At 69.2% G+C, this 15,633-nt stretch carries 15 protein-coding genes and 1 riboswitch; of the genes, 5 read left to right on the top strand and 10 right to left on the bottom strand.

What is annotated here, in order from left to right; all coding sequences use genetic code 11:
- Window positions 1–110: 110 nt before the first annotated feature.
- Window positions 111–941 (bottom strand): hydroxyethylthiazole kinase, encoded by an 831-nt coding sequence (thiM, locus tag ACIGXX_RS17285; protein WP_351167798.1) that lies wholly within the window; start codon window positions 939–941, stop codon window positions 111–113.
- Window positions 935–1,060: riboswitch (TPP riboswitch) on the bottom strand. Its footprint overlaps the gene before it by 7 nt.
- A gap of 119 nt (window positions 1,061–1,179) precedes the next feature.
- Here thiM and ACIGXX_RS17290 point away from each other — a divergent pair.
- A complete protein-coding gene (locus ACIGXX_RS17290; protein WP_351167796.1) occupies window positions 1,180–1,662 on the top strand; it encodes a hypothetical protein in 483 nt (160 codons plus the stop codon).
- A 7-nt stretch (window positions 1,663–1,669) separates the two neighbouring features.
- Here the strand turns inward: ACIGXX_RS17290 and ACIGXX_RS17295 are convergent, their stop codons facing one another.
- From ACIGXX_RS17295 to ACIGXX_RS17305, 3 genes are read right to left on the bottom strand one after another with little or no spacing between them, the layout of a single operon-like run.
- Entirely contained in the window at window positions 1,670–1,987 is a 318-nt protein-coding gene (locus tag ACIGXX_RS17295) for a hypothetical protein (protein WP_351167794.1), read from the bottom strand.
- A gap of 32 nt (window positions 1,988–2,019) precedes the next feature.
- Complete coding sequence (locus tag ACIGXX_RS17300) at window positions 2,020–2,469, bottom strand: hypothetical protein (protein ID WP_399976401.1); 450 nt, start codon at window positions 2,467–2,469, stop codon at window positions 2,020–2,022.
- Window positions 2,457–2,846: a cytochrome P450 gene (locus ACIGXX_RS17305; RefSeq protein ID WP_399976404.1), complete on the bottom strand. Its 390-nt coding sequence runs from the start codon at window positions 2,844–2,846 to the stop codon at window positions 2,457–2,459. The genes ACIGXX_RS17300 and ACIGXX_RS17305 overlap by 13 nt, the downstream gene beginning before the upstream one ends.
- A 270-nt stretch (window positions 2,847–3,116) precedes the next feature.
- Here ACIGXX_RS17305 and ACIGXX_RS17310 point away from each other — a divergent pair, with 270 nt between their 5' ends.
- Entirely contained in the window at window positions 3,117–4,802 is a 1,686-nt protein-coding gene (locus ACIGXX_RS17310; RefSeq protein WP_399976408.1) for an acetolactate synthase large subunit, read from the top strand.
- A 279-nt stretch (window positions 4,803–5,081) separates the two neighbouring features.
- Here the strand turns inward: ACIGXX_RS17310 and ACIGXX_RS17315 are convergent, their stop codons facing one another.
- Window positions 5,082–6,596 (bottom strand): glutamate synthase-related protein, encoded by a 1,515-nt coding sequence (locus ACIGXX_RS17315; protein ID WP_399976411.1) that lies wholly within the window; start codon window positions 6,594–6,596, stop codon window positions 5,082–5,084.
- A 502-nt stretch (window positions 6,597–7,098) separates the two neighbouring features.
- Complete coding sequence (locus ACIGXX_RS17320; protein WP_399976414.1) at window positions 7,099–7,401, bottom strand: hypothetical protein; 303 nt, start codon at window positions 7,399–7,401, stop codon at window positions 7,099–7,101.
- Between the two features lie 673 nt (window positions 7,402–8,074).
- Between ACIGXX_RS17320 and ACIGXX_RS17325 the strand changes: the two genes are divergently transcribed.
- Window positions 8,075–10,876: a BTAD domain-containing putative transcriptional regulator gene (locus tag ACIGXX_RS17325; protein WP_399976417.1), complete on the top strand. Its 2,802-nt coding sequence runs from the start codon at window positions 8,075–8,077 to the stop codon at window positions 10,874–10,876.
- A gap of 125 nt (window positions 10,877–11,001) precedes the next feature.
- On the opposite strand, the gene ACIGXX_RS17330 is transcribed toward ACIGXX_RS17325, so the two are convergent.
- Together ACIGXX_RS17330 and ACIGXX_RS17335 are read right to left on the bottom strand one after the other, a co-directional pair.
- Complete coding sequence (locus tag ACIGXX_RS17330) at window positions 11,002–11,361, bottom strand: hypothetical protein (RefSeq protein WP_351167780.1); 360 nt, start codon at window positions 11,359–11,361, stop codon at window positions 11,002–11,004.
- 488 nt (window positions 11,362–11,849) lie between these two features.
- The gene (locus tag ACIGXX_RS17335; protein WP_351167778.1) at window positions 11,850–12,743 is read right to left on the bottom strand and encodes an endonuclease/exonuclease/phosphatase family protein; all 894 of its coding nucleotides are present in this window, start codon (window positions 12,741–12,743) and stop codon (window positions 11,850–11,852) included.
- 94 nt (window positions 12,744–12,837) lie between these two features.
- On the opposite strand from ACIGXX_RS17335, the gene ACIGXX_RS17340 reads away from it, so the two are divergent.
- Window positions 12,838–13,056, top strand: coding sequence for a hypothetical protein (locus ACIGXX_RS17340; protein ID WP_399976422.1), 219 nt, complete (start codon window positions 12,838–12,840; stop codon window positions 13,054–13,056).
- Between the two features lie 456 nt (window positions 13,057–13,512).
- Here the strand turns inward: ACIGXX_RS17340 and ACIGXX_RS17345 are convergent, their stop codons facing one another.
- Window positions 13,513–13,884: a hypothetical protein gene (locus ACIGXX_RS17345; RefSeq protein ID WP_399976425.1), complete on the bottom strand. Its 372-nt coding sequence runs from the start codon at window positions 13,882–13,884 to the stop codon at window positions 13,513–13,515.
- A gap of 315 nt (window positions 13,885–14,199) precedes the next feature.
- Here ACIGXX_RS17345 and ACIGXX_RS17350 point away from each other — a divergent pair, with 315 nt between their 5' ends.
- Window positions 14,200–14,610: an alkyl sulfatase C-terminal domain-containing protein gene (locus ACIGXX_RS17350; protein ID WP_399976427.1), complete on the top strand. Its 411-nt coding sequence runs from the start codon at window positions 14,200–14,202 to the stop codon at window positions 14,608–14,610.
- 40 nt (window positions 14,611–14,650) lie between these two features.
- Here ACIGXX_RS17350 and ACIGXX_RS17355 read toward each other — a convergent pair whose 3' ends face one another.
- Complete coding sequence (locus tag ACIGXX_RS17355) at window positions 14,651–15,391, bottom strand: SDR family NAD(P)-dependent oxidoreductase (RefSeq protein ID WP_399976431.1); 741 nt, start codon at window positions 15,389–15,391, stop codon at window positions 14,651–14,653.
- Between the last annotated feature and the right edge of the window lie 242 nt (window positions 15,392–15,633).

Here is a 15,633-nt window from a genome sequence, read left to right on the forward strand (position 1 = left end):
GGTGTCGGGGCCGCCGCCCCGGGGTGGGCGGGCACTGTGCGGCGGGTGGCGTCCAGGCCACTGCTCACGCAGGCCCCGCAGTACGCGCAGTACGCGCAGTACGCGCATGCTCAACGCAGGTGGAGAGCCTCGGTGAGCCGCTCAGGGCTGAGCTCGTACAGCGCGTCGATCAGGGCGACGGCGAACGTGCCGGGCCCCGCAGAGCGGGTGGCGGCGTCCTCCGCGGCCACCGTGAGCAGGCCGGTCGCGGCAGTGGCGGCCAGCAGCGCGTCGCCGGTGACGGCTGTGCAGGCGGCCACCAGGGCGCCGAGTGAGCAGCCCGTTCCCGTCACCAGAGTCAGCAGCGGGTGCCCGTTGGCCAGGCGCACCACGCGCGTCCCGTCCGTGAGAACGTCCTCCGGTCCGCTCACCGCGACCGCACAGCCGTAGCGCCGGGCCAGCGCGCCCGCCGCGGCCAGCGCCGCCTCGGGGGCGTCCGTGCTGTCCACGCCGCGTCCGCCCGTGCCGCCGTCCAGTGCCAGGATCTCGGAAGCATTGCCGCGAACGACCGCTGGGGTTGCGCTCTCCAGCAGTTCGCGGGCGAGTTCGGTGCGCCAGGGCAGCGGGCCGACCGCTACGGGGTCGAGCACCCACGGCCGCCCGGCCCCGGCCGCTTCGGTGACCGCGACGCGCATCGCCGCCGCCGTCACGGACGTCACCGTTCCCAGGTTGACCAGGACACCGCCGGCCACCCGGGCCAGCGCTCCGGCCTCCTCCGCGCTGTGCACCATGGCGGGGGCAGCCCCCGCCGCGAGCAGCACGTTCGCGGTGAACTGCGACACCACGACGTTGGTCAGGCAGTGCACAAGGGGTGCGGAGGTCCGCAGCGACGCGATCACATCCGCCACGGCATCACGGGAGACGGCAGTGCCGTGCTGGGCAGGTACGGAGGCAGTATCCATCGTCAACACTCTTCCTACGCCGGCATTACCCGGTCCAGGTTCATGCGGTCGGCGGAAAGGGGAGCAAGTCCCGTCCGCCCTCTCAGCCCGGCTACTCCCGAGCTCCCGCGGTGGTCGCTAGGCAATGTACCTCCTTCGGGGAAGGGGGTTCGCACTCGGGTACCTCACAAAACGGCATGGATCTGCACGGATCTGTTGGCGGAACTGACTGGGGATCCTCTGGCCACCAGGGCCCGACTTGTCCGTATTGGCTGATGCCGCAAGCGGTGTGCAGGAGGGCCACGTCCAGGTACTGGACCTCTTCCGACACCGCATCGCCACCTGGACCGGTACGTGCCTACCCGCCGGTCCTACCTGCCGGGCCGACGGCGGCCACGTCGAGCCCGACCGCTGTGACCAGCAACTGCTGACGGCCGATCTCGCCCGGCCCCGCTGCAATGCGACCGCCACGGCCTTCACCGATGAGCACGGCCCCTGGGGATGCGTCAGCGATCGCACGGTACGCAGCCTGCGAGCCATCGGCCCGAGGCCTTCAGCGGACGCGGGCACCTGGTTGAAGGCATTCTGGCCGGCTGTCATCTGCCGCGAGCAGCAACGGATGACGCAGCTGTGCGAGACCTGCTGGAGCGCCGGCGCGCTCCGAAAGGCCGGCAACGACAGTGAGGCTCTAGGTTCTGTCTCTCCGATCACGATCGGAGAGACAGAACTGCCGACGGCGTGAAGTCTGCTCAGTTCTTACGTGCAGTTATCAGAGCGAAGGAGAGGAATTCTCCGCCGTCTGTGGTGAGCATGTCGATGACGGGCTGGTTCGCGCTCCGGCCGTCGGGCGTGTGCTCGGCTGCTGCCCGGGCCCACAACAGCCAGTCCCGCCAGGCGTCTTGTGGCAACCACGCGGAGGTGACCTCCACGAGCTCGGTGATCGCCCACTGAAAGCGCCACCACTCCGCCGTGTGCCAGGCAATCGCCTCCCAGCCGACCACCTTCTTGATGTGAGGTGGGATGGCTCCGAGCTCACGGACCTCCCGTGTCGTGGCGGGAGTCGCCATCGCCAGATGTCCGCCAGGGCGGAGGAATCGCGTCAGGTAGGGCAGGTAGCTGTCCGCCGTTCCGAAGTACGCCACCCTGCGCGAAGAACGCCGCGCCGAGATCCCGGTCGGCCGCGCTCACCGCGGCGGCGAACCGCGCCACGGCGGCCGACGGCCACAGCGCGAACACCTCCTCCACCGCGCTCGGCCCCGGACGGGCCGAGCGCGGCGCGCACCCGGTCGAGGAACGCGGGCGCGGTCAGGCAGGAGGGTTCGAGCAGCTTCTCTCCCCACACGCCGGGCGGAACGGCCAGCACGGTCAGATCCTCGCGCCGCACGCCGGTGCGAGCCAGGGCATAGTCGGCGAACTCCGCATCCGGCTCGCAGCACAGGACGAGAAGGTCGCCGGGGCGGGCGAACCAGAACAGGCGCTGGGTCCAGGCGCGCATGTCACCGCGCGCCCGTATAGAGGGGTCGATGTGGTTGCCGATCAGGATGCGCACGGCGGACTCCAAGAGATGGGCGAAAGGGTCAACGGCGGAAGGAGGACAGCGGGCAGCGAGTCGAAGGCCCGCATGGTCGCGGTACGCCGCCGCACTCCGTCGCCCGCGGCCTCCAGACGGGCGGAGTGCCCGGCCAGGGCCGCGACCAGGGCGCGCAGGCCCGCCTGGGCGACCGTCGTCCCGATGCAGGAGTGCGGCCCCCGCCCGTAGCCGAGGTGACGGTTCGGGGAGCGGTCGAGCACCAGGTCGTCCGGCCACTCGAAGGCGGCCGGGTCGCGGTTGGCCGCCGCGAACAAGGCGACGACCCTCTGCCCCGCCTCGATGTCGATGCCGCCGGTCCGGCAGGCCCGCACGGCGATGCGCGTGGTGCCCTGCACAGGCCCGTCGAATTGACGTTCCTACAACACCCTGAAGTCGTATCGGCGGGTGGCCAGCCGGTGGTGAGCAGCACCGATGCTCTGGAATGACGTCCAGCACCCACCAGACCCTGGCTGCGGTCTCTGACGAGGAACGCTGGGCGGCGATCAAGAATCCGAGGGTCTGGCTCGTAAGACCCGGTCCGCAGGCGTCCGAGCGGTGGGCCGGGGTAGACGACTGACCGGCCCGCCCATCGGCGCGGCCGAAACCCGGGAGAGGACACGATCAGCGTGAGCGACGCCGAGCACCGGAAGCAGACCCCCGACGGAGCGGCCGAACTCCTGGTGCGCTGCCTGGAGAACGAGGGCGTCGAGGTGGTGTTCGGCGTGCCCGGCGAGGAGAACATCCGTTTCACCAACGCCCTCGCCCGCTCGGAGAAGATCCGCTACGTCCTCACCCGGCACGAGCAGGCCGCGTCCTTCATGGCGGAGATGCACGGCCGGCTCACCGGCTCGGCGGGTGTGATGTCCGCGACGCTGGGGCCCGGGGCGATCAACCTGATGCTGGGCGTCGCCGACGCCATGACGAACAGCACGCCCGTCGTCGCGATCACCGCGCAGGTTGGCAAGGAGCGCAACTACAAGGAGTCCCACCAGTTCGTGGACCTGGTGAGCATGTTCGCCCCGGTCACGAAGTGGTCGGCGGACGTCCCGGCCACCCAGGCCATCCCAGAGATGGTGCGGCGCGCGTTCAAGACCGCGGAGTCCGAGCGGCCCGGCGCCGTCTACCTCGCCGTGCCCGAGGATGTCGACGAGGCGACGGACGGCTCGGACCTGCGCCCGCTGCGCAGGGACGTCGTGCAGCCCGAGGCGCCGTCCCCGAAGCAGATCAAGCGGGCGGTGGAGCTGCTGCGGGAGGCCCGCCGGCCGGTGATCCTCGCCGGACACGGCGCGGCGCGCGGCGGCGCCGAGGAGTCGCTGACGGCGTTCGCTACCGCACTCGACGTGTCGACGGCGACCACCTTCCACGGCAAGGGCGTCCTGCCCGACGACCACCCGTGCGCGACCGGCACGTTCGGCTTCATGCGGCGCGACTACACCAACTTCGGGTTCGAGGAGGCCGACGTCGTCATCGCCGTCGGCTACGAGCTGCAGGAGTTCGACCCGTCCCGGATAAACCCAGATGGTGACAAGAAGATCGTCCACATCCACCGCTTCCCGGCGGAGGTGGACGACAGCTACTCGGTCGACGTCGGCATCATCGGCGACATCGCCGCCTCCCTCGACGCCCTCGCCACCGCACTCGACGGCCTGCGGTGGACCATCGACGACGAGGACACCACGGCCACCCGCGCGCTGCTGGCCAAGGAACTCGAGCAGGGTGCCGCGGACGAGCGCTACCCGCTCGCCCCGCAGCGCGTCATCGCCGACACCCGCGCCGCGCTCGGTCGCGAGGACATCGTGCTGGTCGACACCGGCGCGCTGAAGATGTGGATGGCCCGGCTCTACCCGACGTACGCGCCGAACACCTGCCTCATCTCCAACGGCTTGTCCACCATGGGCTTCTCGCTGCCCGGCGCGCTCGCGGTCCAGCTCGCCAGGCCGCAGACGAAGGTGCTGGCGGCGGTCGGCGACGGCTCGTTCCTCATGCACTCCCAGGAGATCGAGACGGCGGTCCGCGAGAACATCCCGCTGACCGTGCTGATCTGGGAGGACAACGGCTACGGGCTCATCAAGTGGAAGATGGACCTGGAGGTCGGGGAGAACTCCAACACCGACTTCGGTAACCCGGACATCGTCCAGTACGCCCGCAGCTTCGGCGCGAAGGGCTACCACATCGAGTCCGCCGGGGACCTGCTGCCGACGCTCCGTGAGGCACTGGCGGACCCGGGCGTGTCGATCATCAACTGCCCGGTGGATTACGCCGAGAACATGAACCTCATCGAGCACCTCGGGCACCTCGACTCGGCGCTCTGACCCGCCCGCGCGGCGCGGCCCCCCACCCCGACCGGCCCCGCCCCCCCCGCCGCGGGCACGCCACGCGGCCCCGCGACCCCCCCCCCGGCCCCCCCCGCCCCCCCGCGGGGCGCCCCCCCCCCCCCGCCGGCCCCCCCCCGCCCGGGCCGCTGTCACGCCTCGCGCGCAGCGTCCCGCCCCGAGGACCGCCCCGGACAGGACTGCGCAAACTCGTGACGTCGCGTGCTGATCAGGCCGCAGTCGTATCTCCGCATACCCGACGAGGGGGCAAGGACGTGCTCAGGCAAGGAGCAGCTCGGTGATCTCATCGGCGAGCTGGGGGCCGAGCGAGCCCCAGCCGTCCTTGTAGCCGTAGACGCTCGCCAGGGTGCGGGCGTCGTAGTCGCCGTTGAGGATGTCGATGTCGGTGGGGGTGATGAGCGAGGGATGGGCGACGCCGACGGCGCTCGAGACCCTCAGCAACTCCCTGCGCAGGGTGCGCAGGTAGCCCGCGGCCCGGATGGCCTTCGAGGGTGCGTCGATGCCGCGCGTCAGCCACGGGTTCTGGGTGGCGATGCCGGTGGGGCATGCGTCGGTGTGGCACTTCTGCGCCTGGATGCAGCCGATGGACAGCATCGCCTCACGGCCCACGTTGACCATGTCGACGCCGAGGGCGAACGCGACGACGGCGTTCTCGGGCAGGCCGAGCTTGCCGGAGCCGATGAAGGTGATGTCGTCGGTCAGCCCGCGCTCGGCGAACACGCTGTAGACGCGGGAGAAGCCCATGCGGAACGGCAGGGACACCGAGTCGGCGAAGATCAGGGGAGCAGCCCCGGTGCCGCCCTCGCCTCCGTCGACGGTCACGAAGTCGACCCCTCGATCACCTCGCTCCATCAGGGTGGCGAGTTCCTCCCAGAAGCCCATTTCCCCGATGGCGCTCTTGATCCCGACGGGCAATCCGGTCTCCGTGGCGAGCAGTTCCACGAAGTCGAGCATCGAGTCCACGTCGTGGAACGCGGTGTGCCGCGACGGCGACGCGCAGTCCTTGCCCGCGGGGATGTCGCGGATCCCGGCGATCTCGTCGGTCACCTTCGCACCCGGCAGCATGCCGCCGAGCCCCGGCTTCGCACCCTGCGAGAGCTTGATCTCGATCGCCTTCACGGGCCCGCTCGCGACCACGGACTTGAGCTTGTCCAGGTTGAACGTGCCGTCCTCGTTGCGGCAGCCGAAGTACGACGTACCGATCTGGAGGACGAGGTCCCCGCCGTTGAGGTGGTAAGGCGACAGGCCGCCCTCGCCGGTGTTGTGCATCGTCCCGGCCAGCGCCGCGCCCTTGTTGAGTGCCGTGACGGCCGCGCCGGACAGCGAACCGAAGCTCATCGCCGAGATGTTGACGACACTCGCCGGACGGAACGCCTTCTCGCGGCCTCGTGGTCCGCCGAGCACCTTTGCCGAGGGCAACGGCGCCTGCGCGTCGCGCAGATCGGGCAGCCGACCGGCGAACGTGCGCTGCTTCACGTACGCGTGCCCCTGCTCATGCTCGACGTCGTTGTCGGTGCCGAACCCGAAGTAGTTGTTCTCCTCCTTCGCCGACGCGTAGATCCAGCTGCGCTGGTCACGGCTGAAGGGCCGTTCCTCGTCGTTGGACGTCACGACGTACTGCCGCAGCTCGGGGCCGATCTTCTCCAGCAAGTACCTGGCGTGCCCCAGCACGGGGAAGTTCCTCAGCAGTGCGTGCTTCTTCTGCACGAGGTCGCGGGCGGCCACCAGCGCCAACGCCGTGGCGGCTGACGCGCCTATGTTCCGAGCACGCATGAAAGACGTTCCTCTCCTCGACTGGCCGAACCTCACCACGACCGGCTACCCCACGCCAGCGAAATGCCACGTGAGGGCGGCGAAGGCTCTCCTCTTGCGCGCGGTCGGGGAAGCGGGCGCAGGGGCCGAGGCCGGAGACCTTCTTGAGTGTGGCGTCCCAGCTGACCGTCAGTTGGGAGTCGTCCTTACCAGCGATCACGGAGAAGCTCCGCTTGTCGATGGATTCGCTCAAGTCGGCTTCCCAACGGTGTCGGGAGGGGGTCCTGATCCAGGCTCTCCCAGCGGTCGCGGCCGGTTCCGCTTTCGTCGAGGATGAACTCCTGCAGGGCGCAGGGTGTCAGGAGCTATCTCCTGAATGGCGGTGACTCGCGCTGCCCAAGGGCGAAGCTCTCCTTGAACGAGCCGTCACTGCGCCCCGGCTCGCGGGCCGCACCTCACCGCGCATGCTCCGAATGGTGCCCCGACGGTCGCGCGCCGGGGCACACAGCAGCAATCGGTGAGATCACTCGCAGGACATGGTCACGCTTGCCCGGAAGATGTGGCCGAAATTCGGGTCGTCGAAGACCTCGAAGACCTGGGGCTCACCATCGAGTTCACAGTGGAACCTGCCGTCCGCGCTCGCCGAGACTCCGGCGTCGTCGATCGCGCCCTGGACCGCGGCCTCGGCTGTCAGCCCGCGGCCGGCGCCGCAGTACAGTGCTGCCGAGCCGGCGGTGGCGGGCGTAGCGACGGCCAGCAGGGCGGCGGCTGTTCCGGCTACGAGGAGCCCACCCCGGGTCGTCCATCTGGTTGGTCGCAGCATCATCGATCCCTGCCCTTCAGCTGTCGGCCCCATCGTCTGACGGGGATGCGGTCGCGCACTCAATCAGTGATACGTACGCCGCATGCCACATGTTCACCGCCTGGCCGCAGATGGTGAGTGCGAAAGGAATGTCAAGGCTCTGTCGCGCACGTGGCAGCCTGCCCCCTGGAGGCTCAGAACCAGGGGCAGCGCGGCGGCTCCTGCCAGGACCGACAGCAGCAGGTACCGCGCGCCCCTACATGCCTCGGCCCCCAGCCCGTACCAGTCCATGGTGCCCTTGCCAGGGCCGGTTGAGGCATCGTCGTCGCGTCAACTTATACGTCGTCTCAGTTCGCGAGTCTGCGGGCATATGGCCGCGTTGAGGGGTCCACCAGCATTTAGGAATCTTGACGAACGGATCGCTTCTCCGAGCCTCGATACCGACCCGCAGGGATTCCCGGTGAGCGAAGTGCGGCCGGTGTGGGGCCGTGGACGGCGGAACGCGGATGTGATCTTCGCCCAGTTGGTTCCGGTGATCTTGCCTGGCAGGGCCTCGAGTCGTGGGTGGCAGCCCTCGCGGCCCGGCAGCGCTGGGCCGTTTTTCGGACAAGGGCCCGGGAATCGCGTTCAGTTGCCGAAACATCACGGCACAGTGACGCAGAGATCGCCAACGGGCCGCTGCGGGGGAGGGGTACGGGTGAAATTGTGCTTCAGGGTGCTCGGGGAGATCGAGGCGCACGTGGACGACAGCCCGGTGGACCTCGGGCATCTGCGGCAGCGATCCGTGCTGGCCGCGCTGCTGGTGGATGCCAACCGGAGCGTCCCGGTGGACCGGCTGGCCGACCGGGTCTGGGGTGACCGGCCGCCCCAGCGGTGGCGTCCGACGCTGTACAGCTACCTCTCCCGGCTGCGGCACGCCGTGGAGCCTGCCGGCGACGGAGCCGTACGGATCAGCCGCGGACCCGGTGGCTACCGGCTCGGGGTCGATGTCTCGGCGGTGGACCTGCACCGGTTCCGCGACCTGGTCGCCCGGGCACGCGCCAGCGAGCGGGACGAGCAGGCCGCAGACCTCTTCGAGCAGGCACTGCACCTGTGGCACGGGCCCGGGTTCGGCACCCTGGACACGCCGTGGTTCTGCGCGCAGCGCGAGGCCCTCGAACACGAGCGGTTCACCATGAGGCTGGATCGCAATGACATCGCCCTCAGGCGCGGGCGCCACGCCGATGTCCTCGCCGATCTGACCGAGCAGGCGGCGGCGCACTCGGTGGACGAGCGGCTGGCAGGGCAGTTGATGCTCGCCCTGCACCGTTGCGGCCGCTCGGCGGAGGCACTCGCGCACTTCGACCGCACGCGCCGCACGCTCTCTGAGGAACTGGGTATCGATCCGGGTCCTCAACTGCGCGGGCTGCACCGGCGGATTCTTGCTGCCGACGCGTCCCTCACCGTCCAGACGCCTGCGCCCGCCGCTCCCGCGCGCCCCGTGCCGTGCCAGATGCCGGCCCCGCCTGCCTTGTTCGCGGGGCGGGAGGAGGAACTGGAACAGCTCACCAAGGGGTTCTGGGACGCGCCGGAGGGCACCGTGGCGATCCCGGTGATCTGCGGGCCAGGCGGTGTTGGCAAGAGCTGGCTGGCTGCCCAGTGGGCCAGTCAGAACGCGCAGCGCTTCCCCGACGGGCAGCTGTACGTGGATCTGCACGGCTTCGACCCCCGTACGCCACCGTTGCCTGCCCACGTGGCGCTGAGCGGATTCCTGGACGCACTGGGCATCACCCGTGATCGCCTCCCCACAGACATCGACGCCCAGTCCGCCCTGTACCGGAGTCTGCTGGCCAACCGGCGGATGCTGATCGTTCTGGACGACGCCCGTGACGCCGACCAGGTCCGCCCGCTGCTGCCCGGCGGCCCGTCCTGCGCCGTACTCATCACCAGCCGCAACCGGCTGACCCCTCTGATGACCACGCACGGTGCCAGCCTGCTGCCGCTGGACGTGCTGAGCCCAAAAGAGGCCTCGGAGCTGCTGGAACGCCGCCTGGGCGCCGATCGCACCAGTACCGAACCGGAAGCTCTCGCGGCCCTGGTGGAGCACTGTGCCGGGCTGCCGCTGGCGCTGGCCATCGTGGCCGCCCGCGCCGCCATGCACCGCGATTTCCGGCTCGCCGTCCTTGCCGAGGAACTCGCCCGAACCACTGACCGCCTCACCGCGCTCGACCTCGGTGACCTGACGGTGAACGTGCGCGCCGTCTTCGCCTCTTCGTACGCGGCTCTGACCCCGGCCGCCGGTCGGCTATTCGCCTTCCTGGGGCTGGTGCGAAGTGCGGACATCACCGCCACCGCCACCGCAAGCCTGGCCGGACTTGCCCGGGCCGAGGCCCAGGCGTTGCTGGCGGAGCTGGAGAGCGCGCACCTGGTGCGCCAGCACCGTCCCGGGCGGTACCGGATGCACGACCTGGTCCGCCTGTACGCCGTCGAGCTCGCCGCCGGTCTGGTCGAACAGGAGACCGCACCGGGCCAAAACCGGCTTCTGGACCACTACCTGCACACGGCGTTCGCCGCCAACCGGGTGCTGGACGGCCCGTACACCCCCTTCCAGCCCGAGCCAACTCCTGCGGCCCCCGGCAGCAACCCCGTCTCGCCAGAGGACACCGCGGCTGCGCTCCAGTGGTTTGACGACGAACACGAGTGTCTGCTCAACGCCCAGGCGCAAGCGGCGGCTCTCGGCCGGCACCGCTTCGTAGGGCAGCTGGCCTGGACACTCATCTCTTATCAGTTGGGCCGGCACCGGCTGGAGGAGTACGTGACTGTGTGGCAGACCGCCCTCACCGCGGCCGAGCACGACAAGGACAACCCGGCGGCCCGGACTCTGGCGCACTGGCGCCTGGGCTTCGCCAGCGCCCGCGCCGGTGACCACGCACAGGCGCTCGACCACCTGCACCGAGCCCTCGATTTGGCCGAGTGCTCGAACGACCTGGCGGGCCAGGCACACATCTACCGCACTTTGGCGCGGGCTTGGGAGGAGCAGGGCGACAACACACGCGCCCTGGACCACGCGAAGCATGCGCTGCGGCTGTACCAGGAAGTGAGCCACCCGTTCTGGGAGGCGAATCAGCTCAACGCGGTCGGCTGGATGCATGCCAGGCTCGGGATGTACGCCCCCGCCCGGACGTACTGCGAGCAGGCGCTCACCCTCTTCCGTGCACAGAGCCTGCCGGAGCACGGGGCGTCGGCCCTGGACAGTCTGGGTTACATAGCCCATCACACCGGCCGCTACGGCGATGCCTTGGAGTACTACGAGCAGGCTCTTGCTTTCTTCCGCGAGGTTGGCGATTTCGCCAACGAGGCCGACACCTTGGCCAACGCCGGTGAGACTCACCTGGCCCTGCACCAGCACGAGGAGGCCCGCGGGGCCTGGCAGCGGGCCGTGGAGCTATACCGAACCCAGAACCGCACCGCCGAGGCCGATGCCGTGTGCGGCCGCTTGACCGCACTGGAGATGCTTTAGGCGGATGTGTGCCGCCGCCCCTGTGTTTCGGAGGTGTCGGCGCCACCTCCACCCCACGTCGCTGGGTTCTGACGCAGCTCCTGCGGACTTGCAATGCTCTCGCAGCGCCGCGCGTCGAGCGGGTGTCAGCAGTAGACGCGCAGGCTCCAGACGAGACTCCAGTTGATCTCGCTGGGACCGGAGTCGGCGGGCGCGACGTGGTTCACGGAGCCGTAGTAGTCGAACATCTTGACCATGCCGCCTCCGGGGAGGCGGTTGTCCCAATACCCGACGCCGCTCCAAGGCATCGGTGCGGACTCGCCGCAGTGCAGGACCAGTTGGTCGCCGCTGCCGTTGGTGGCGCAGAACGCGTCGGGCACGGTGCACGGAGTCGCGGCTGCACGGCTGGTTGAGAAGCTGTCGGTGGCGCCGGCGCCGGTGGTCGTGCCGGCCAGCGAGGCGGCCGACAGGGCGAGGACGATGAGGGCGGTGTGTGCCTTGCGCATGCGGGCCTGCTTTCGTGTGGGTCCGGTTGGTGCGGTGGCAGCGGGCTGGAACGGGTGTGGCAGAACCTGGGGCGAATCCTGATTGTGCTGGCGGTCGGCGGTGCAACGGTCGGGCGCGCTGGGCCGTGTGGCAGCGCTCAGCCTGGAGTTCCTCTACTCGCTGCCGAGCAGCGGCTTCCCGCACCTTCGGTCTCGTCGTCAGCCCCGGCACGGTGCATGAGGCGCCGGTGTATGGCTTCCGTAGAGAGGTCGTCGAACGGCAGTACCGCTCCGGACAGCATCGACCCCGCGCTGTGCCTGCCCGGCGGACCGATCCGGGAGTGGGTGAAAGGCCATGACTGGCCTGGCAAGATCCCCAGCAGCCGAAGTCCCGTGTCGGCATGCCCTGTTCTTCCCCCGTCCGCCTGCCGCATCCCCACCATGTGCGTGCAGTGTCAGGCAAGAAAAAGCGGGTGCCGTCCCCCCAGTCGGCACCCGCAGCCCTTCACTCAGACCAGCTTGCACGGCTTGCGGGAAGGAGGCCCGGCGGTCACGTCGCTGATGACCACTCGGTGATCCTCGTTGGGTGTGTCGCCCAGGTAGCACCGCTTGGTATTCACCTTCCCGCGGGACAGGATGTAGTCGAACTTCTTTCCCGACCCGTACTGTGTCCCGTTGCAGCGGCGGTCCCAGGTCTGCTTGCAGTAGGGGTCGGCGTCCTTGAACCCGTTCGCCCAGGGAACCTTCATCTCCCAATACCAAGGCTGAGCATTGAGGTCACCGGCAATTATTGAGTTTGGCGTGCCCGGGACGAGTTCCGACAGCTGGAGGAGTTGGGAGTGCCGAAGGTTGGCGTCCCCCGCGTCGCTGAGCTGCGTGTTGAAGATCCGTACCTTCTTACCCGCCAGGCGAGTTTGGAACATCATGAACTTCCGCCGCTCGATCCCGTCGGCTTCGCGGTAGCGCGCGGTTTCGGGAGCTGAGTCGATCTTCGTTCCTTTGGCCACCAGAATTGCGTGTCCGAGCTGTCCCAAGCAGGCTGGGTCATTCACTGGGTCGCCGATGTCGGGCCAGTCCGAGTGGAAGACCTCGTATTCCTGCTTCTGCGGCTGCTGCTTCATGATTTCGACGGCTTCGTTCACCTCGTTCTTGCACGATTCCTGCAACAAGACGATCTGCGGCTTGAAGACCCTTACCTGGTCGACCAGGCGCTGTGTTGTGCCGTTCTTCTGCCCGTTGGAGTTCCAGGACATGATCCGGTTCTTTTTGATTGCCGCCGCCCTGGAGGCCGGCGAGTCGCTTCCCTCCTCTTCTGCGGCGTATGCAGGCGTCATCAACCCTGCCGTCACGAGCAGCGCCAGCCCCGCCTTTGCAGCGAGTGCGCCGTGCCTTGGACTCTTCACGTTGTCTCCATCCTGTGAGTAGTGGGCGGTTGCGCAGCCCACGGGCCGTTTACGCTCTCGTCTGCGGCAGCGGCGGGCTTGCTGTTCCGGAAGCTTGCTCGGGAGGTCGGGTCCGGGACTTCTCGGGGACAAGTCGGCGTTCGCGCTGACCGGCACCAAGGCCGACGAACGCGTGACGCTGCTGGGCATGTTCGAGGTCGAGCGACAGCACATCGCCTACTGGCCCGGACAGACCCCAGCCGGTGACAAGAACTACTTCGGCGCGGACCTTGAGCGCCACCTCGAAGAACTCGATGTGACCGGTGGGCGGTGACCGATGGTGTTGTGAGCGGGTTACGGGCCTGGGCGGAGGGAGAGGGAGAGGGAGAGGGAGAGGGGGAGGGGAGGGCTGGCGGTACATCAGCGACGTCGGCCGTACGGTCGCCTCCGCGCATACCCAGGACGAGGCGTTGCTCCTGGCGCACCGCGTCATCCGCCTCGCGTACGGCCGGCGGTACGGCCTCGGCAGTACGGGCCTTCTTCACCCAGCCCCGCAGGGACTCCGAGCCGATGACGTCGGGACCGTGGCAGGCCCAGTGCTCCTTCGCAAGCAAGCTCTTGCTGAGCGACAAAAGTACGCGTGACCTCGCCGCTGCCCACCTCAGCGACGGCCGCTGGGCCCCTTCACTTCAGAGGATCCGCACCCAACGGCCTTCGACCAGGATCATCCGCGGCCGAACCGGAGCCCCCCCGGGACCCTGCTGGAGCAGAACGCTCAGCGGCCTTCAGGTCAGCCGGCGTCCCAGAAGCCGGAGGCCACGCGCCTGCCAGAGGTGCATCCGGCGTACACGCCCCTGCGGTCCCCGTAAGCGCGGGTGTACGTACTGTATTTGGTGGCCCCAGTGGAACACTTGACCCAGGTGCCGTACTTCTGCGGTCCGGTTCCGTCACACCAGCCGGTGAATCCTGTTGAGGTGAAACTGATTGCGTCGCAGTTGCCGTTCCAGTCCTTCACACCAACGTCGGACGCACTGCCACGCGAGACGGCACCAGCGGTGGTGATCGGGTCGGGACTCGACGAGGCACTCGCCACTTGAGGTGTCAGTGCCATACCGCCCAGCATCAATGCTCCGATGGCGGCGTAGAAGCGGTGCTTCTGCATAGTGGCTCTCCTTGAAAGCGCTGTGGTCACCTGACTGCCGGGCACCGGCGGATGATCACGGCCCCCTCCTGCGTGAGACCTGTCCACCCGGCTATGCGCCCTGCGGAACACCATCGGCCTGTGACCTGAGGCAAACCTTGTAAGACCATTGAATTACCTGGTCAAGGCGTCGACCGGCGGACGATAGGCGCGGAGGGCGCTGCCCGCGCCTCGTGCGGCCCCTGACGCCCCCTCAATGCATGGCCATGCAGGGCGAACGCTGCTTCCAGGCCCCGAAGGGCGGAGTGGACCGGCAGCGCCTCACGGCGAACGGCATTGACCCCGCAGACGTGCCCGGACTCAAGGCCCGTTCCCGATCACGCCGTTGACATCCGCGCGGCCCGGGGCCGCGCGGAGATCCGCCCCCGACGCGGTGGGCAGGGTAGGGAGGCCGGAGACATCGACAGCCCCCGCGCCTGGGACGACGACCTCACCATCGACCTCGTCCGCACCGACGAGAACGCCCGGCACCGTCTCACGCTCCACCACGGCGCCCTCACCCACCGCGCCACGCGGAACCCCACCACCGAGGCCGGTTTGACGCTGACCTCACCAAACCCCAACTCCTCGGCGTCCTCCCCGGAAAGGCCTCGAGGGCATAGACGTGGACGACGAGGCGTCCTCCTCAGAAGCCCCTTCTCCTACGTCACAAAGCCCGACACCCCCTTCCCGATGGTCACCCCGTGAGCCTCAACAGCCCAGCCCTGGGCGGCCCGCCAAGGCCTGCTCACATTCCGCCGGCGACCCTCATCACCGTGCCGGTGGCGTAGGAGGCGTCGTCCGAGAGCAGCCAGGCGACCGCTCCGGCGATTTCCTCGGGCTGCCCGGCGCGGCCCATAGGGACGAGTGCCGCGATCTTGGCGGGCCGCTGCGGGTCGGCGTGGAAATCGGTCCAGATCGTGCCGGGGGCGACACAGTTGACCCGAATGCCGTCGGCCGCCACCTCCTTGGACAGCCCGACCGTCATGGCGTCCACGGCGGCCTTCGCCGCCGCGTAGTGGACGTAGGTGCCGGGGCTTCCGAGGGTCGCGGCGGCGGAGGAGATGTTCACGATCGCCCCGCCCGCTGCCATGTCGCCAATGGCCCGGCGCGCGCACAGCAGGTAGCCCAGGACGTTGACTTCCAGGGCCTGCCGCATCCCTTCCGGGTCTGCGCTGGTCAGTGGTCCGACCGGCCCGCTCACCCCGGCGTTGTTCACCAGGCCGGTGACCGGGCCCAGCTGCGCGGCGGCGGTGTCGAACAGCCGGTCCACGTCCGCCGCGTCGGCGGTGTCGACCGCGACCGCGACGGCCGCCCGGCCCAGCGCGCGCACCCCTTCGGCCACGCCCTCGGCCGCCTCGGCGTCCGACCGGTAGCCGATGGCGGTGTCGTGTCCCTCGGCCGCCAGCCGCAGGCAGATCGCCGCGCCGATGCCCCGGCTGCCGCCGGTGATCACCGTCACCCGCCGCTGCTCTCCCTGTTCCGCCATGTCCGCCCCTCCGAGCTACGCTGGTAAATGATCGATCAAATGGCGACTCTACTCAGACGGCCCCGTGTCGATCCTCGCCCCCAGTGCCCGAGGCGCCGCGTTTACGCAGTGGGGGGGCGTGGTTTCCGCGAGACAGTGCGCCTTGCCTCGGCTGCCGTGTCCGGCCGACCCGAACAGCGCCGGACGTTTCGACTCGCTGAACTCCCGTGTTCAAGTGGCCAGTTGCGCTCGCGTGATGGAAG

This window comes from Streptomyces sp. NPDC055243, assembly GCF_044544025.1.
Classification (GTDB): domain Bacteria; phylum Actinomycetota; class Actinomycetes; order Streptomycetales; family Streptomycetaceae; genus Streptomyces.